Here is a 17,966-nt window from a genome sequence, read left to right as displayed (position 1 = left end):
AGCAGACCCTGTTGTTTCTATTGTGGCGGGGCAAGCGCCCCGCCCTTGATCGTCAATCCTTGAGCAGGCTGTCCAGCGTGGCGGCCTTCGGCTTCACCAGCCAGAAGTAGTCCACGTAGTCGTCGAAGTTTTGCAGCATGGCGCGGCCGGTTTCGGAGCCGGTCAGCTCGACATGCTTGGCAATCTTCTCCAGCAGGAAGGCACGGTACATGCCCATTGCTTCGCCGTTGATCAGGTGAATGTCGACCAGTTCATTGTTGTAGCGGTAAGCAAAGCGCTCGCCCGGGTCGTAGACGAAGGCAAAGCCACCAGTCATGCCGGCACCGAAGTTGTAGCCGGTTTCGCCCAGGACGATGACGGTACCGCCGGTCATGTATTCGCAGCAGTGGTCGCCAGCGCCTTCGATGACGGCCAGTGCGCCGGAGTTACGCACACCGAAACGCTCGCCAGCCACACCTGCGGCAAACAGCTGACCACCGGTGGCACCGTACAGGCAGGTGTTGCCGATGATGATGGCTTCGCCGCTGTCATAGGCTGCGTTCTTGGGCGGGTAGATGGTGACGCGGCCACCGGCCATGCCCTTGCCGACGTAGTCGTTGGCATCGCCTTCCAGTTCCAGGTGCAGGCCGGAGGCATTCCACACGCCAAAGCTCTGACCGGCGCTGCCGTTGAACTTGACCTTGAGGCAGCCAAACGGCAGGCCTGCCGCACCATGCACGCGGGCAATTTCGCCGGACAAGCGGGCACCGATGGAGCGATGGATGTTCTCGATCGGGTAGGACAGTTCCAGCATCTGCTTGTTATGGATGGCAGGCAAGGCATCCACCAGAATCTGCTCGGCCAGCTCGCCCTTGTCAAAGGACGGGTTGCTATCGCTGATGCAGAAGCGCGGCACGTCGTCCGGCACCGTGCCTTGCGACAGCAGCGGCGACAGGTCCAGCTTGTTCTGCTTGGCAGTTTCGCCTTCCAGTAGCTCCATCAGATCCATGCGGCCGATCAGCTCTTCCATGCTGCGTACGCCGAGCTTGGCCATCCACTCGCGGGTTTCGCGGGCAATGAACAGGAAGTAGTTCATCACCATTTCCGGCAGGCCAAGGAAGTACTTGGAGCGTAGCTTGATTTCCTGGGTGGCCACGCCGGTGGCGCAGTTATTCAGGTGGCAGATACGCAGGTATTTGCAACCCAGCGCCACCATCGGGCCGGTACCGAAGCCGAAGCTTTCTGCACCGAGGATGGCTGCCTTGATCACGTCCAGGCCGGTTTTCAGGCCACCGTCGGTCTGTACCCGTACCCGGCCACGCAGGCCGTTGGCACGCAGCACTTGCTGGGCTTCGGACAGGCCCAGCTCCCACGGCGAGCCGGCGTATTTCACCGAAGTCAGCGGCGAGGCGCCGGTACCACCGTCGTAACCGGAGATGGTGATCAGGTCGGCATAGGCCTTGGCCACGCCGGCGGCAATGGTGCCCACGCCCGGCTCGGCCACCAGCTTCACCGATACCAGCGCAGTCGGGTTGACCTGCTTCAGGTCGAAGATCAGCTGGGCCAGGTCTTCGATGGAGTAGATGTCGTGATGCGGCGGCGGCGAAATCAGGCTGATGCCTTCCTTGGCGTGACGCAGGCGGGCAATCAGGCCGGTGACCTTGTCGCCCGGCAACTGGCCGCCTTCGCCCGGCTTGGCGCCCTGGGCTACCTTGATCTGCAGCACTTCGGCATTCACCAGGTAATGCGGGGTGACGCCAAAGCGGCCAGAGGCCACCTGCTTGATCTTGGACATGCGCTCGGTGCCATAGCGCGAAGCATCTTCGCCACCCTCACCGGAGTTGGAACGGCCACCCAGACGGTTCATGGCGGTTGCCAGTGCCTCGTGAGCTTCCGGCGACAGCGCGCCCAGCGACATGCCGGCGGAGTCGAAGCGCTTGAGAATGGCTTCGATCGGCTCGACTTCGTCGATGGAGATCGGCTGCTCGGCCAGTTTTACCTTCATCAGGTCGCGCAGCATGGACACCGGACGGGTATTCACCGTATCGGCATATTGCTGGTAAGCCTGGTAGTCGTCGTTTTGTACCGCTTTTTGCAGCAGCTGCACCACGTCCGGGTTGTAGGCGTGGTATTCCTCGCCGTGCACGTACTTGAGCAGGCCGCCCTGCGAAATCTGGCGCATCGGGTTGAAGGCGAAGCGCAGCAGCTGTTGCTGGTCGTCTTCGAAGTCCTCGAAGCTGGCACCGGACACGCGGGACACGGTGCCCTTCAGGCACAGGTCCACCACATCCTTGTGGATACCCACGGCTTCAAACAGCTGGGCACCGCGATAGGAAGCGATGGTGGAAATACCCATCTTGGACAGCACTTTCAGCAGGCCCTTGTTGATGCCCTTGCGGTAGTGCTGCAGTGCTTCATTGATCTTGCAGTTGACCACACCGCTGTTCACCAGGTCGATGATGCTCTGGTAAGCCAGGTAAGGATAAACCGCAGTGGCACCATAACCGATGACACAGGCCATCTGGTGCGCGTCGCGCACGGTACCAGTTTCCAGCAGGATGTTAGTCTTGCAGCGCAGGCCGGTTTCGATCAGCGCATGGTGTACCGCACCAGTGGCAAACAGCGCATGGATAGGCAGGCGGCCCTGGGTGATGATGCGGTCAGACAGCACCACGATGACCGTGCCCTCTTTCACTGCTTCGATCACGTACTGGCACAGCTTTTCGATGGCTTGCTGCAGCGAGCTTTCGCTCGGGTCGTAGCACAGGTCGAAAGTGGTGGCCTTCAGATAGGTTTCCGGCCGGGTGGTCACGCGCACGAATTTTTCATGCGACAGCACCGGCGAGCGCACTTCCAGCCGCTTGGCGTGTTCGGCGCTCTCTTCAAACATATTGCGTTCCGGGCCAAACACGCTGTTAAGCGACATCACCACCGCTTCGCGGATGGGGTCGATCGGCGGGTTGGTTACCTGGGCAAACTGCTGACGCAGGTAGTCGAAGGGCGAGCGCACTTTCTGGCTCAATACCGCCATCGGGGTATCGTCGCCCATGGAGCCAACGGCTTCCTGACCGTCTTCGGCCAGGACACGCAGGATCTGGTCGCGCTCTTCATAGCTGAAGTTGTACAGCTTCTGCAGGCGGGTCAACTCATCCTTGGCCATGGCTTCGATGCCGGCGTCGTCTTCAATCGACAGTTCCAGATACTTGGCGCTGTCCTTGATCCACTGGCGATACGGCTTGGCGCTCTTGAGCATGGCGTCGATGTCTTCCGGCATCAGCAGCTCGCCGGTGGCCAGGTCGGCAGCAAACAGCTGGCCCGGCTTGACGCGGCCCTTGCGGACGACATCTTCCGGCTTGTAGTCCCACACGCCCACTTCGGAGGCGATGGTGAGGATATTGTCGCGGGTCAGCACCCAGCGTGCCGGACGCAGGCCGTTGCGGTCCAGCATGCAGGCAGCGTAGCGGCCATCGGTCAGCACGATGCCGGCCGGGCCATCCCACGGCTCCATGTGCATGGAGTTGTATTCGTAGAAGGCGCGCAGGTCCTTGTCGGTGGAGTCGACATTCTGCCAGGCCGGCGGTACCAGCAGGCGCAGCGCACGGAACAGCGGGATGCCGCCCATCAGCAGGCCTTCCAGCATATTGTCCAGGCTCATCGAGTCCGAGCCATCGGTCTGGACTATCGGACGGACTGCATCCATATCCAGATGCGGCGACGCCATGATGCGTTCGCGGGCGCGCGCCCAGTAACGGTTGCCCTGCACGGTGTTGATTTCACCGTTGTGCGCCAGGAAACGGAAAGGCTGTGCCAGCTTCCATTGCGGCCAGGTATTGGTAGAGAAGCGCTGGTGGAATACCGCCAGGCTGGATTCAAAACGCGGGTCGTTCAGGTCCAGGAAGAACTTGGGCAGGTTTTCCGGCGTCACCAGACCCTTGTAGGACAGGGTATGCGGCGACAGCGTGGGCAGGTAGAAGGACGGATCGTCCACCTTGTTGGCTTTTTCTGCCTGGCGACGGCCCATGTACAGACGGCGCTGGAAGGTGAGTTCGTCCATCCCGAAAGGACAGTTGACGAACACCTGCGAAATGGCCGGCAAGCTGGCCAGCGCCGCTTCGCCACAGGCGCTGATATCGGTGGGCACCACGCGGAAACCAGCCACTTCCAATTGCTGGGCTTCCAGGAACTCCTTCAGCCGGCGCAAGCTGCGAGCACCGATTTCACTGTCGGGGTGGTGGAATACCAGGCCGGCGGCGTACACTGCCTTGAGCGCGATATCGGCTTCGGCGGCTACTTCACGCAAAAAGCCATCCGGCTTGCGGAACAACAGGCCACAGCCATCACCCGATTTGCCATCTGCCGCCACCGCTCCACGGTGGGTCAGTTTGGCCAGCGAGGAGATGGCGGTTTCCACCAGCCAGTGGCTGGGTTTGTCGTCCAGCTGGGTGATGAGGCCGAAGCCACAGCTGTCCTGCTCGAAATCCGGGTGGTACAGGGTACCCTGCAACCAGCGCTGTCTGTCCATTGCTTTGTCCTGCTTATAATTGTGAATCGAATGAATTGATTCTAAGGGCAACTTGCTTGACCTTGCAACCAGTTATTGCCGTGTTTTCCGCAACGCAATAACTGTTTTAATTCAATGGCTTGATAGAAATTTTCTGAAAAAAAATCAGGGAAAACCCGCAAAACTGGCATATTTTTCTTCCATTTTTGTGACGCCCATATTCATATTTACGACTTTCCTTGTCGTGCGCAGCCTTTATCCAAAACCAGAAAAAATAGCTTGTTTTGAATATTGTCTGACAACATTCACGAGGCGATATGCGTAGCGATGCCACTACACCGGCAACACAGGATTTCGTCCGCAAGCTGGCCGACCAAGCCTTCGCACGTTCGGCTGGTGCGCCACTGATTGCCGGCAATAGTGTGCAGCTGCTGTATGACAGCAGCGATAACTTTCCGGCCTGGAAACAGGCGATTGCCGCTGCGGAAGATTCGGTATTCATTGAAATGTACATCGTGGCCAACGACCACTTTGGTCGCGAGATACGCCAGCTGCTGATGGACAAGGCTGCGGCAGGCATCAAGGTATGTCTGCTCTATGACTGGATGGGCTGCTGGAAACCCAGCCTGGGCGGATTTTTCCGGCCACTGCTCGCTGCCGGTGCCGAAGTCCGCGCCTATAATCCCCCCACGCTCACCGGCGGGCTGACCCTGCTGGGGCGCAATCATCGCAAGCTGATCGTGGTAGATCGCCAGACAGCTTTTATTTCCGGGCTGTGCATCAGCTCCAGCTGGGAAGGCCAGCCAGATGCGGGCATCGCTCCCTGGCGCGATACCGGGCTGGCCCTGCGCGGCCCGCTGGTGGCCGAGGCGCTGGCCGCGTTTGCCGACAGCTGGGCCAGCTGCGGCACGGCGTTGGCCGACACCTGGCAACAGCCACCCGGCCCGCAGCCAGAGGCCGGTACGATTGCCGCCCGGCTGATTGCCACCACCCCGTCCACCGCCCACATGATGCGGCTGGACATGCTGATTGCCAGCTTTGCCCGCCGTACGCTGTGGCTGACTGATGCCTACTTCATGGGCACCAGTACTTATCTGTCGGCACTCAAGCAGGCAGCACTGGATGGCGTGGATGTACGCCTTCTGGTGCCACGCTCCAGTGACATCCGCTGGATCGCCACTGTCTCGCGCACCATGTACCGGCCGCTGCTGGAATCCGGCGTGCGGGTATTCGAGTGGAACGGCTCGATGATTCACGCCAAGACGGCAGTGGCGGATAGCCGCTGGGCCCGTATCGGCTCCACCAATCTGAATATCTCCAGTTGGCTGGCCAACCGGGAAATCGACGTCGCCATCGAAGACGAAACGGTAGCCGGCGAACTGGCCGCGCGCTTTCTGCAGGATCTGCAGCAGTCAACCGAAGTGGTACTCAGCGGCCACAAGCGTACACCGGTCCTCACCCACCCACGCCAGCGCCAGTCGCCCTCCTTCCTGTTTCCGGCAGCCAGTCATGCTGCCCGCAGCAGTGCCAGTGCCGCCGCACGCCAGGCGGCGCGGATTGGTGATGCGCTGGGTGCGGTAGTGCGCGGTACCCGCAGCATTGATACCAGCGAGGCCGCTGCTTTTCTGACCATTGGCCTCGCCTTGCTGGCGCTGGCGCTGCTGGTAGTGCTATTTCCCTGGCTGGTGGCCGGGCCGCTGGCCTTCCTGCTCCTAGTCAGCGGTGGCGCCATTGTGCTGAAGGCGTTGGGGCTGTACCGCCGCCGCAATGAAAAAAAACAACAGTTGGCCGCGACAAAAAATAATCTCAAACCACCAGCCCCGCCGGCTGGCTAATGTGCCTTAAAACAAACCTTTAACTGCTGAAAATTCAGCGCAAAGCCTTGTCCGGCAAGGCTTTGCGCTGAATATTTGATCAAACCTGCAGAATATTTTCACCCTCTGATATTGCCTTGCAACACAAGGGCGGTAAAAGGTCTACAATGCGCGCTTTCTTGGGATGTTCTCCAAGCCGGCCGACGTGAAGGACGCACGCTAAACGTGCTCCCTAAGGAAGCCGGGGATCTGCGGCCACTCCACGTCAGCCTGCAGGACTCACCCCGGACTTCCGTGCGCACCGCGGCGCAAAGCGCCCCGTTTTTACGCGCCTCAAGGCCAGCCTCGCCAACCCGGCGACTGCGCCCCAACGCGCACCGAGTGACACTGCAGCAAGCTGCGGGCCGACAGGCGTTACAGGTGCACGGTATTGTCTTTGCCCTAGCAAAGGCTGCCTTCCTGAACGGCCATCCCCGGCTGTGGTGTCCGAGTTTTGACCGACAAGGACTCAGGTATGCGTTTTCACTTTCCCATCGTCATCATCGACGAGGACTTCCGCTCGGAAAACACCAGCGGCTCCGGCATCCGCGAACTGGCAGCAGCCATGGAGGCCGAAGGCATGAGCGTGATCGGTTACACCAGCTATGGTGACCTCACCTCCTTTGCCCAACAGCAAAGCCGGGCAGCCGGTTTCATCCTGTCCATCGACGACGAAGAATTCCAGACCGACGACGCCTCGGAAAACGCCCTGGGACAGCTGTACAGCTTCGTAGCAGAAATCCGCCGCCGCAACCCGGACATTCCGGTGTACCTGTATGGCGAAACCCGTACCGCGCGCCATATTCCCAACGACATCCTGCGCGAGCTGCATGGCTTCATCCATATGCACGAAGACACGCCGGAATTCGTGGCGCGCCACATCATCCGCGAATCCAAGAGCTATCTGGACAGCCTGGCCCCGCCGTTTTTCCGCGCGCTGGTGGACTACGCCCACGATGGCTCCTATTCCTGGCACTGCCCCGGCCACTCCGGTGGCGTGGCCTTCCTGAAGAGCCCGGTGGGCCAGATGTTCCACCAGTTCTTTGGCGAAAACATGCTGCGCGCCGACGTGTGCAATGCGGTGGATGAGCTGGGCCAGCTGCTGGACCACACCGGCCCGATTGCTGCCTCGGAACGCAATGCCGCACGCATCTTCAATGCCGATCACCTGTTCTTTGTCACCAACGGCACCTCGACCTCCAACAAGATCGTCTGGCATAGCTGCGTGGCCGCCGGCGACATCGTGCTGGTGGACCGCAACTGCCACAAGTCCAACCTGCACGCCATCATGATGACCGGTGCCATTCCGGTATTCCTGATGCCCACGCGCAACCACTACGGCATCATCGGCCCGATTCCCAAGTCGGAATTCCAGCTGGAAAACATCAAGAAGAAGATTCTGGCCAACCCCTTTGCCCGCGAAGCGCTGGAAAAGAACCCCAAACTCAAGCCGCGCATCCTTACCATCACCCAGTCCACCTACGATGGCATCCTGTACAACGTGGAAGAGATCAAGGGCATTCTGGATGGCGAAGTGGACACCCTGCACTTTGACGAAGCCTGGCTGCCGCATGCCAGCTTCCACGACTTCTATGGCGATTTCCACGCCATTGGCGAAGGCCGTCCGCGTTGCAAGGACAGCCTGATCTTCTCCACCCAGTCCACCCACAAGCTGCTGGCCGGCATCAGCCAGGCTTCGCAGATCCTGGTGCAGGACCCGCAAAACCGTCAGCTGGATACCGCCTGGTTCAACGAGGCTTATCTGATGCACACCTCCACCAGCCCGCAATACTCGATTATTGCCAGCTGCGATGTGGCTGCCGCCATGATGGAGCAGCCGGGCGGCCAGGCACTGGTGGAAGAATCGCTGGTGGAAGCGCTGGATTTCCGCCGCGCCATGCGCAAGGTGGACGTGGAATACGGCAACGACTGGTGGTTCAGCGTGTGGGGCCCGGACGAGCTGTCTGACGACGGCATCTGCGACCCGGTGGACTGGGAACTGAAACCCGGCGCGCACTGGCATGGTTTTGCCGGCATCGAAGAAGGCTTCAACCTGCTGGACCCGATCAAGGCCACCGTGCTGACGCCGGGCCTGGATGTGGACGGCAGCTTCGAAGAGATGGGCATTCCGGCCGCCATCGTCACCAAATACCTGACCGAACACGGCGTGGTAGTGGAAAAAACCGGCCTGTACAGCTTCTTCATCATGTTCACCATCGGCATCACCAAGGGCCGCTGGAACACGCTGATTTCGCTGCTGCAGCAGTTCAAGGACGATTTCGACAAGAACCAGCCGCTGTGGCGCGCCATGCCGGACTTTGTCGCCCGCTACCCGCAGTACGAACGCGTGGGTCTGCAGGACCTGTGCCAGCGCATCCATGCGCTGTACACCAAGCACGACATCGCCCGCCTGACCACCGAGATCTATCTGTCCGAGATGGAGCCGGCCATGCGTCCGTCCGATGCTTTCGCCAAGATGGCCCACCGCGAGATCGAACGCGTGCCGGTAGACCAACTGGAAGGCCGCGTCACCGCCGTGCTGCTGACCCCGTATCCGCCTGGCATTCCGCTGCTGATTCCGGGCGAGCGTTTCAACAAGACCATTGTTGACTACCTGCGCTTTGCCCAAGCTTTCAACCGTGAACTGCCGGGCTTCGAAACCGACGTGCACGGTCTGGTGGCTACCGAAGTGGAAGGCCGCAAGGTCTACTGCGTGGACTGCGTCAAATAAGCACAGTCACTGCTCCATGCCAAAGCCGCAGGCACTGTCCTGCGGCTTTTTCTTTGCAGCAGCCTGACGCCGCTTAAGGCGGCCAACAGAATAACGTAGCGTCTCTGGGGCGAGCCGACGCAGGCAGTACAAGGGTACGGCTAGGCGGCACCACGCCGCACCAGCTAGGTTGTTAGCGACGCCTAATGGCGGCACAAGGTATTGCGCCCGGTCGCCTTGGCCTGATACAGCGCGATATCGGCACGCGCATACACCTGGGCCAGGTCATCGCCCGGTAGCCACATGGTGAATCCAGCCGAGCAGGTATAGCCAAAGCCCGGCTGCTCGGCCAGCGGCCGCGACGCCTCCACCGATGCCAGCATGGCGCGCAAGGACAGCTCGGCCTCCGACTGGCTGTAGCCAGGCAACAGCAACAGAAACTCCTCGCCGCCCAGCCGGCCAAAACCGTCGTGCGGCCGCAACATCGGCTGGATGCGCTGCACAAAGTCGATGATGACGCAGTCGCCTGCCGGATGACCCAGGCGGTCGTTGATCTGCTTGAAATGATCGAGATCGATAATCGCCACCGCCAGCGGCATGCCGGTGACCTCGGCCCGACCCAGCAATTGCTCAAACAGCCGCATGATGCAGGAACGATTGCTGATGCTGGTCAGCGGATCGGTCTGCGCCGCACGCTGTGCCATATCGCGCGCCTGGCGCAACTCGCGCTCTGACACTTTCAGTTCGCTCATATCGGTGGCCACACACACCATGCTGCCATCCGGCTGCATCGCCTCGGTCATCCAGATCCAGCGGCCATCGGTCAGGTCAGCCTCGAAGGCTCGATAAGGCTGTTTGCCACGGCGTGAACGGGCCGACACCAGCCAGGCTTCAAAATCATGGGTATAAATCAGCGCGCCGATGCAGCGCTGGTAATTGCGCCGCATCAGTTCGGACCAACTGAGCGTTTCATCCGGCGCCACATCATAAGCCTGACAAAACGCCGCATTGGCGTAGCGCAACCGGTCATGGCGATCAAACAGCGCCAACAGCACGGGCGAATCATGCAGCGCCGCCTGCAGCTTGCTGGCCATGGCATTTTCTTCTTGTAAGGGCATCCCCTGGTTTCCCGCATACTTTGTTATGGGCCGACAGCGTGCTCTCACCTTCACACTGGCGTACCGCTCGGCAATGCCGACATTCTGTTTAAAGATAGTTGCCAATTCTTAATACAGCTAATGATTTTGCCGCACGCTCTTGCATTTTGCTGAGCGCTGGCAGGGCCAGTCAAAAGCCATGGCCATGGCAGTCAACTTGCCTTTCCCCCAGCCCGTAAGCTGAAGTCCCGCCCGGTACGGGCGCAGGAGAACAAGGAGAAGGCAATGCAACATTATGACTATATCGTGGTGGGTGGCGGCTCGGCTGGCTGCACCATCACCTGCCGGCTGGTCGAAGCCGGCAAGCGGGTGCTGCTGCTGGAGGATGGCCCGCCCGACAACAGCCCCTTCATCCACATGCCGGCCACCTTCATCAAGGTCATCGGCAGCGAGCGCAGCGTCATCTACCACAGCGAACCACAGGCCAGTGCTGCCGGTCGCCGCATGCATGTGCCGCAGGGCCGCACCCTGGGCGGCGGCAGCTCGATCAACGCCATGGTGTATATCCGTGGCACCGCCGCCGACTACGACGACTGGGCGGCCCAGGGCTGCACCGGCTGGGGCTGGGAACAGGTGTTGCCGGCATTCAAGAAAGCCGAAAACCATATGCGCTTGTCCGGCCCCTACCACGGCACCGAGGGGCCGCTACGGGTCAGCGATACCCGCTATCGCCACCCGCTGAGCCTGGCCTTCGTCAAAGCGGCACAAGAGTGCGGCCTGCCTTATAACGATGATTTCAACGGCCCCGTGCAGCAAGGCAGCGGCTTTTTTCATACCACCACTTTCAATGGCCAGCGCGGCAGCACCGCGGCCACCTATCTGGCAGCGGTAAGACAACGCGACAATTTGCAGGTGCGTACCGGCTGCTATGTGGAAAAGCTGCTGTGGCAGGGCCGCCGCGCCGTTGGCGTAGCCTGGCGTACGACCGATGGCCAGCACCACCAGGCCCACGCCGGGGCCGAAGTCATTCTGTGTGCCGGCGCGCTATCCACGCCCAAGATCCTGCTGCTATCCGGTGTTGGCCCGGCGGCACAGCTGCGCGAACAGGGCATTGAAGTGCTGCATGATGCGCCGGAGGTCGGCCAGAATTATCAGGATCATCTGGAGGTATCGGTGTATGGCCGCTGCCGCGAGCCGATCAGCCTGCTGGGGCAGGATCGCGGCTTCAAGGCCTTGCGCAACGGCTTGCAGTGGCAACTGCTGCGCAGCGGGTTGCTCACCTCCAATGTGGTGGAAAGCGGCGGCTTTGCCTGCACCGACGGCGGCAGCCGGCCGGATATCCAGTTTCACGTGCTGCCGGTGCTGGTGGGCGATGTGGAACGTGAGCCACTGCCCGGCCACGGCATCTCGATCAACCCCTGCCTGCTACGGCCGAAATCACGCGGCTCGGTCAGCCTGGCCAGTGCCGATGTCCGTGCCCCACTGCGCTTTGTCAGCGGCGCACTCAGCCATGAAGATGATGTGGCCGGCCTGCTGCGCGGGGTCAAGCTGGCACGGCGCATTCTGCGGGCAGCTTCGCTACAGCAGGTCATCTGCGAGGAGCTGCTGCCCTCCCCCGCCACACAGGCCAGCGATGCACTGCTGATCGAACACATCCGCAGCCATGCCAAGACCGTCTACCACCCGGTAGGCACTTGCCGCATGGGCAGCGATGCCGCTGCCGTGGTCAACCCGCGGCTGCAGGTCAATGGCGTGGAAGGGCTGCGCATCTGCGACGCCTCCATCATGCCCAGCATCATTTCCGGCAATACCAATGCGCCGGTCATCATGATTGCCGAGCGCTGCGCCGACTTCATCCTGCAAGCCTGACCCCCGGCCCCCAAGCGAAAAGCCCGCTGCCGCAAGGCAACGGGCTTTTGCTGGTTAAGCTGAAACAATCAGAAGGGCAGCACCAGCTTGGCCCACAGCGAACTACCCTCGGGCCGATTACGCACGGCAAACTCCTTCAGCAACCGCACTTCCAGCCCCGCCTTGCCCAATTGCACCCGCGCGGCCGGGCCGATGGCAAAGGCCTGGCCACGGAAACCATCGCCATTCACCGCCTGGCCATGCTGGGTATCGTCGGTGGTCTGCTTGACGAAATAGCCGTTCACGCCCAGCCGCCAGTCCTGGTTGACGGCATAGCTGAGTGCATAGTCAAAGTGGAACAGCTGGCCGGACTGGTAGTCAGTTGTACGGTTCTTGCTGTTGAAGGTGTAAGTGACCTTGGCCGAAGCCTCCCAGCCGCTGGCCGGAAGCCAGGACAAGGCCAGCACCGGGCGCAGGGAGTAATAGTTATTACCCAGGTTGAGCATGCTGTGCTGGTCGTAGCTACCGGTAGGCAGCGAGATATCCAGTGCCAGCACGCTGTGCAATGGCCCCTCATCCCCCCAGGCCAGTAGCGGCCCCACCACACTGTCACCCAGCCCGCTACGGCTGGCATGTTGCCCACCGGCATCCAGACTGAGTGTGGGCAGGGCGGTGAGTACAAAGCCACCCAGCCGCCCACCCCATAGCTGGCTATCCGACATATACAGCAGCCGGGGTACCACGACATCGGCAGTCAGGCCGAAGCCCGGCACCGAAGACTCACCCGCGCCATTATTGAACTGGCTGGCGTGATAGTGGTTGTAGTAGAACACGCCATACCAGCCGGCCGGCGGCAAGGCTCCGGCCAGAAAGCCCTCGGCCCCGACGCCGATGGTATCGGCGCCAGACTGGGTGGCCTGTGCAGCGGAGGACAGCATTACGCCAGCCAGCAGGCTAGCTGCCAGCAAGGGCATGGATTGTTTGATTCGCATGATGATGGACCTCGATGACCGCGGCAGGGGCCTGCCCTGCCCGGCGAAATGGGAAGGCAAAGCAGGGTTTAGCGGGTTGCGGTATCGCCGTGACACAGGGTGGCTGCAGACGCCATGCGGCGCGGCGCAGTCTCGCGCAGGCCCAGCGACAGCAAGGCCGGCAACAGCGCTGCTACCATGGCAATCCACATCACCACGGGCAGGCCGTAGCGGTCGGCAGCCATGCCGGCTGCCGTGGGGGCGACAAAGCCCCCCACCAGTTCGCCCACGCCCATGATCATGCCCAGTGCGGTGGCGATGACCGTGGGTGACACCGTTTCGGCGGGTATGGTGGCCATGAACAGGGTGAAACAGCCCAGGCCGGTATAGCTGAGAAACACCAGCAGCAGCAGGGTGCTGAAGTCGTTTACCTGTAACAGCACCAGCGGGCAGCAGGCGGCAATCAGCGAAAACACCACCATGGCAGGCTTGCGGCCGATACGGTCGGAGATGGCCGGCACCAGCGCCCCCCACACCACCCAGGCCAGGCCCAGGCTGCTCATCACCGCGCCCATGCGGGCCGGTGTCAGCCCCTTTACCTGCACCAGAAAAGTGGGGGTAAAGGAAATCAGGATGATGAACCAGGTGATATAGCTGCAGGCAATCAGCACGCACAACAGGATATTGCGATGCCGCAGGAGCTGCAGCATGCCGCGCGCCGGCAGGCCATGCCGTACTGACAAGGTGGCGGACGATACATGCGGTGCCCGCTCGCAGACATGACGCCAGATCAGCCAGGCAATCAGCAGGCCGGGGATGCAGGACAGGTAAAACGCCGTGCGCCAGCCATAGGCCGTGGCCAGGGCGATCAGCAGCGGCGGGCCGATCACCGCGCCCAGCAAGCCAGGGGCCGAACCATTGACGATGCCCATATTGAAACCACGCCGCGCCGGGGTGGACGCTTCGGCCAGCATGGACTGGGCAATCGGCAACACTGGCCCCTCTGCCACGCCCATCAGCGCACGGAACAACAACAGGCTGACAAAACCACCGACCAGCCCGGAGGCGGCGGAGAACAGCGAAAATGCCAGTACCGCCAGCAACAGCATGGGCTTGCGCGCCTGCAGACGGTCGGACAAAGCCCCCAGACCGACGCCGGACAAGGACCAGGTCAGCGCCAGGGCCGAAGCCAGCATGCCCAACTGGGCATTGTCCAGCTGCAGTTCGGCGGCGATGAAGGGGAACAGGAAGGATAGCGCCAGCCGGTCGAAAAACACGAAACCGAAGCTGAGCGCCAGGATGCCCAGCAACTTGTTTTCATAGGAAAGTCGCATGCTGGCGCCCTCCCCGGCAGACAGGCTGGCGGATACGGGCCAGCAAAATGGCAAATGGCATGACAAAGTCTCCTCTTTATTGTGATGAACACGACGGCCTGTTGCGACCGTGAGGACACTGTAGCCACTGCCCCGGCGCCATCCTTGCCTGAGCCGGACGCCGCTGTTATCCGCAGCGGACATGGTGTTAACCGGCGGCTGCCGGTGCGCAGCCTAGCGCGGGGCTGACTGGCTGCGACCTTGCAGGCGGGTATGGCTGGGCGTTTCGCCAAAACGCTGTTTGTAGCTGCGGCAGAAATGGGCGATGTGATTGAAGCCCCAGCGGAAAGCCAGCTCGCTCACTGACAGGTGGCGCAGCGCCGGATCTTGCAGATCGATACGGCAACGCTCAAGCCGCCTCCCCCACAGATAGCGGCTGACCGACAGGCCTTCCTGCTCGAAAATGCGCGCCAACTGGCGGGCAGACAGCCCCAGCGCACGGCTGATGCGTTCGCCGTCCAGCTCGTCTTCGGTCAGGTGCTGCTCGATATAGGCCTTGGCACGCCACAGACTGCACAGGGTCGACTTGCCGGCCTGCGCCTGGCCGCACTGCACGGCCCACAAGGAATGCAGCCATTCCAGCAACTGGCTGGCCTGATGCTCGCGCGCGGCAAGCTGTGCCTGCACGCCTTCGGCCAGCAGCTGGCGCACCGCCTGCGGCCCCCAGCCGGCAATACCGACACTGTGGTCGATCTTGACCAGCCCCTTCCCCTGCCAGCCACCCACCTGCTGCTCGAACAGCTGGCGCGGAATATCCAGCACCGCCATCTCCATCTGGTCGGGAAAACCATGGCCATAAGGCTGGGCGGTGTCATACAGCACCACATCACCCGGCACATGCAGCGCGCAGTCCACGCCCTGATGGCTGAAACCACGCCCCTGCAGCATCAGGCAGGCAAAGATGCTGTCGCGACCATCATGGCGGATGCTGTGGCCGCTGCGAGCCACGGCATGGGCATTGGCCTGGATGGTGGCCATGCGGAACAGGCCGAAGTCCTGATAGCGCAGGCTGGCGTCCAGCTCCTGCTCTGGCGGGCGCTGGCACTCCACATCGATCAGCAGCTGTCCTACTTGTTCGCGCCAGAAATCTACCCGTTCACTGCGGCTGACTGCACGGGTGGAAATGCTGACATCCGCCAGCACGCGGGCGGTCATCGGCGGCTCCCGGCTGACGGCAGGCAAGATACGGGACGACACATGGCAGGCGGCCACGCAGGCCGACCGGCGCGGTGGGTAATGGTGTGCATGGTTTCTCCTCCGGGTGGCCCTCTTGCGCGGGGCCGTACAGCCGGCGGTGTCATCACCGCTCGGCCTTGCCAGACGCGGAAGTAGCCCGGGCCTGACCTTGCTCCATATTATTAATATGTTAAGCAAAGTCAAGACCGGCCATTAGCCAGCCCCATGCTTACCAGCCATTCTCCAGCACCAGATGGCCCGGAGCGCTCAGCCGGCTCAGGCGGAAGCCCATTTTCATCAGCTGGCGGTGGGTGTCCTCCACCATGGCCGGATTACCACAGATCATGAAGCGGGAGCGCTCCACGGTCAGCGGCAGGCCGGCGGCCACAGCCAGTTCGCCACTGGCCAGCAAGGCCGGAATACGCTGCTGCAACATGCCCGGCTCAGCCGCCCGCGTCACCACCGGCAGATACTGCAGGCGCTCACCCCACTCCGCCCACAAGGGGTGCTGGCACAAGGCGGCAATTTCCTCGCGATAGGCCAGTTCGCTCACCTCGCGCACACAATGCACCAGCACGATATGGGCAAAGCGCTGCCATAGCTCGGGCTGCTGCAGGATGGATAGATAGGGGGCCAGGCCAGTACCGGTGGCCAGCAGCCACAGGTCCTCCCCGTCCGGCAGGCGGTCCACCGTGAAAAAGCCATTGGCCTTGTTGTCCAGCAGTACCTCGTCCCCCAGCTGCAAGTGCGTCAGGCGCGAGGTAAACAGGCCGTCCGGCACCACGATGGAAAAGAACTCCAGATACTCGTCCCAGTTGGCCGAGCACATGGAATAGGCACGCCACACCATGCCGCCGTTTTCCAGTGGCAAACCCAGCCGGGCAAACTGGCCAGGAACAAAGCGCCAGGATTCAGGGCGGCTCAGGCGGAAGCTGAGCAGCTTGTCGCTCCAGCGGGTCAGCGAAAGAATGGTCTGGCGGGTGAATTTTTCTTCTGCGGGTGCGGCCATGGCGAATACCTGATTAATTTACTCAGGTAATTTAGCGCAACAGGCCGCCTGCGGCAAGCCAAGGGCAGCAAGCCGCATCCGGCCCGCTACCCACCACCACATCAGTCAGCCAGCGCCTGGGCCAGATCCGCCAGGATGTCTTCGATGTCTTCCACGCCGATGGACAGGCGCAGCCCACCTTCGCGAATACCCAGCGCGGCCTTCTGTTCCGGCGGCATGCCGCCATGCGACATGGTGTAGCTGTGATTGACCAGCGACTCCACCCCACCCAGTGACTCGGCCAGGGCAAACAGCTGCAGCTTGCTGGCGACGCGGCTGGCTTCGGCGCGGCTGTCTTCTTTCAGCCAGATGGTGATGATGCCGCCAAAACGGCGCATCTGCTGCTTGGCAATTTCATGGCCGGGATGGTCGGCAAAGCCGGGGAAGAACACCTTTTCCACCTTGGGGTGGCCCTGCAAAAAGGCCGCCACTTGCTCGGCATTGTCGCAGTGGCGATCCATGCGCAGGTGCAGGGTCTTGATGCCGCGCAGGGTGAGGAAGCAATCCTGCGGCCCTGGCACGCCACCGGCCGAGTTCTGGATGAACTTGATGTCGGTAAACAGCTGCTGGTCATTGACCGCCACCAGCCCTAGCAGCACGTCGGAGTGGCCACCCAGGTATTTGGTGGCGGAATGCACCACGATATCAGCCCCCAGATCCAGCGGGTTTTGCAGATAAGGCGTGGCGAAGGTGCTGTCCACCGCCACCTTGGTGCCATGCTGGTGGGCAATCGCCGACAGCGCGCTGATGTCCACCAGATTCAGCAAGGGGTTGGTGGGCGATTCCAGCCACAGCAGCTTGGTGCGTGGGCTGATGATGGCAGCCAGATTGGCGGTGTCGGTGAGGTCGGCAAAGGTCACGGTGATGCCGGCCGGCTCCATCACCTTGGTCAACAGGCGGTAGGCGCCGCCGTACAGGTCGGCCACGGCAATGACTTCATCGCCCGGCTTAAGCGTGGCACGCAGCACGGCGTCGATGGCCGCCATACCGCTGGCAAAAGCCAGGCCATGCTGGGCGTTTTCCAGGCTGGCCAGGCAGCTTTCCAGCGCGGCGCGGGTGGGGGTGCCGGTGCGGGCATAGGCAAAGGGCAGTTGCTCGCCGATTTCGGCAAACTCGAACACCGAAGTCTGGTAGATCGGCGGCATCACCGCGCGGCTGTGCTGGCTGCTGTCATGACCGGAGTGGATGGTTTTGGTGGCAAATTTCATGATGTATTCCTGATTTTTCGCTGCTGCATGTTGCGGCAGCCCGCCGCCAACGGCTGGAATGGCCCGCATGGGCAGACCATACCGCTGGCATGAATAAAAGCACGATCACTGCAAAACCCGGCAGCTTGCCGGCATTTTCTTGATTATTCCCAATAATCAGCCGCAATTTTCTTTACAGCGTCAGCGATTGGGGCTATTTTTC

The 17,966-nt window shown here is 61.6% G+C and carries 10 protein-coding genes; 3 read left to right on the top strand and 7 right to left on the bottom strand.

Annotated elements, in window-relative coordinates; genetic code table 11:
- Window positions 1-52 precede the first annotated feature (52 nt).
- Window positions 53-4,501 (bottom strand): glutamate synthase large subunit, encoded by a 4,449-nt coding sequence (gene gltB, locus H2Z84_RS07100; RefSeq protein ID WP_181835354.1) that lies wholly within the window; start codon window positions 4,499-4,501, stop codon window positions 53-55.
- A 296-nt stretch (window positions 4,502-4,797) separates the two neighbouring features.
- Between gltB and H2Z84_RS07095 the strand changes: the two genes are divergently transcribed.
- Both H2Z84_RS07095 and H2Z84_RS07090 read left to right on the top strand, forming a co-directional pair.
- Window positions 4,798-6,315: a phospholipase D-like domain-containing protein gene (locus H2Z84_RS07095; protein WP_181835353.1), complete on the top strand. Its 1,518-nt coding sequence runs from the start codon at window positions 4,798-4,800 to the stop codon at window positions 6,313-6,315.
- Window positions 6,316-6,808: 493 nt separating this feature from the next.
- Window positions 6,809-9,064 (top strand): arginine/lysine/ornithine decarboxylase, encoded by a 2,256-nt coding sequence (locus tag H2Z84_RS07090; protein WP_181835352.1) that lies wholly within the window; start codon window positions 6,809-6,811, stop codon window positions 9,062-9,064.
- A gap of 182 nt (window positions 9,065-9,246) precedes the next feature.
- On the opposite strand, the gene H2Z84_RS07085 is transcribed toward H2Z84_RS07090, so the two are convergent.
- Window positions 9,247-10,137: a GGDEF domain-containing protein gene (locus tag H2Z84_RS07085; RefSeq protein ID WP_181835351.1), complete on the bottom strand. Its 891-nt coding sequence runs from the start codon at window positions 10,135-10,137 to the stop codon at window positions 9,247-9,249.
- Between the two features lie 288 nt (window positions 10,138-10,425).
- Here H2Z84_RS07085 and H2Z84_RS07080 point away from each other — a divergent pair, with 288 nt between their 5' ends.
- Window positions 10,426-12,009 (top strand): GMC family oxidoreductase, encoded by a 1,584-nt coding sequence (locus H2Z84_RS07080; RefSeq protein WP_181835350.1) that lies wholly within the window; start codon window positions 10,426-10,428, stop codon window positions 12,007-12,009.
- Window positions 12,010-12,077: 68 nt separating this feature from the next.
- Here the strand turns inward: H2Z84_RS07080 and H2Z84_RS07075 are convergent, their stop codons facing one another.
- The 5 genes from H2Z84_RS07075 to H2Z84_RS07055 all read right to left on the bottom strand — a co-directional run bounded on the left by H2Z84_RS07075 (window position 12,078) and on the right by H2Z84_RS07055 (window position 17,764).
- Complete coding sequence (locus H2Z84_RS07075; protein WP_181835349.1) at window positions 12,078-12,980, bottom strand: SphA family protein; 903 nt, start codon at window positions 12,978-12,980, stop codon at window positions 12,078-12,080.
- A 68-nt stretch (window positions 12,981-13,048) separates the two neighbouring features.
- Window positions 13,049-14,293, bottom strand: coding sequence for an MFS transporter (locus tag H2Z84_RS07070; protein ID WP_181835348.1), 1,245 nt, complete (start codon window positions 14,291-14,293; stop codon window positions 13,049-13,051).
- A gap of 213 nt (window positions 14,294-14,506) precedes the next feature.
- A complete protein-coding gene (locus tag H2Z84_RS07065; protein ID WP_103524208.1) occupies window positions 14,507-15,487 on the bottom strand; it encodes a helix-turn-helix domain-containing protein in 981 nt (326 codons plus the stop codon).
- Window positions 15,488-15,737: 250 nt separating this feature from the next.
- On the bottom strand, window positions 15,738-16,517 hold the full coding sequence (locus H2Z84_RS07060; protein WP_181835347.1) for a ferredoxin--NADP reductase: 780 nt from the start codon (window positions 16,515-16,517) through the stop codon (window positions 15,738-15,740).
- A gap of 101 nt (window positions 16,518-16,618) precedes the next feature.
- On the bottom strand, window positions 16,619-17,764 hold the full coding sequence (locus tag H2Z84_RS07055; protein WP_181835346.1) for a trans-sulfuration enzyme family protein: 1,146 nt from the start codon (window positions 17,762-17,764) through the stop codon (window positions 16,619-16,621).
- Window positions 17,765-17,966 lie beyond the last annotated feature (202 nt).

It is taken from the genome of Aquitalea aquatica (assembly GCF_013911085.1).
GTDB classification, from domain to species: Bacteria; Pseudomonadota; Gammaproteobacteria; order Burkholderiales; family Chromobacteriaceae; genus Aquitalea; species Aquitalea aquatica.
This window is presented reverse-complemented; position numbering and strand designations above follow the sequence as displayed.

Excerpts from the sequence above, each read along its gene's own strand:
- gltB (WP_181835354.1), bottom strand. The coding sequence starts at position 4,501 with ATGGACAGACAGCGCTGGTTGCAGGGTACCCTGTACCACCCGGATTTC.
- H2Z84_RS07095 (WP_181835353.1), top strand. The coding sequence starts at position 4,798 with ATGCGTAGCGATGCCACTACACCGGCAACACAGGATTTCGTCCGCAAG.
- H2Z84_RS07090 (WP_181835352.1), top strand. The coding sequence starts at position 6,809 with ATGCGTTTTCACTTTCCCATCGTCATCATCGACGAGGACTTCCGCTCG.
- H2Z84_RS07085 (WP_181835351.1), bottom strand. The coding sequence starts at position 10,137 with ATGGCCAGCAAGCTGCAGGCGGCGCTGCATGATTCGCCCGTGCTGTTG.
- H2Z84_RS07080 (WP_181835350.1), top strand. The coding sequence starts at position 10,426 with ATGCAACATTATGACTATATCGTGGTGGGTGGCGGCTCGGCTGGCTGC.
- H2Z84_RS07075 (WP_181835349.1), bottom strand. The coding sequence starts at position 12,980 with ATGCGAATCAAACAATCCATGCCCTTGCTGGCAGCTAGCCTGCTGGCT.
- H2Z84_RS07070 (WP_181835348.1), bottom strand. The coding sequence starts at position 14,293 with ATGCGACTTTCCTATGAAAACAAGTTGCTGGGCATCCTGGCGCTCAGC.
- H2Z84_RS07065 (WP_103524208.1), bottom strand. The coding sequence starts at position 15,487 with ATGACCGCCCGCGTGCTGGCGGATGTCAGCATTTCCACCCGTGCAGTC.
- H2Z84_RS07060 (WP_181835347.1), bottom strand. The coding sequence starts at position 16,517 with ATGGCCGCACCCGCAGAAGAAAAATTCACCCGCCAGACCATTCTTTCG.
- H2Z84_RS07055 (WP_181835346.1), bottom strand. The coding sequence starts at position 17,764 with ATGAAATTTGCCACCAAAACCATCCACTCCGGTCATGACAGCAGCCAG.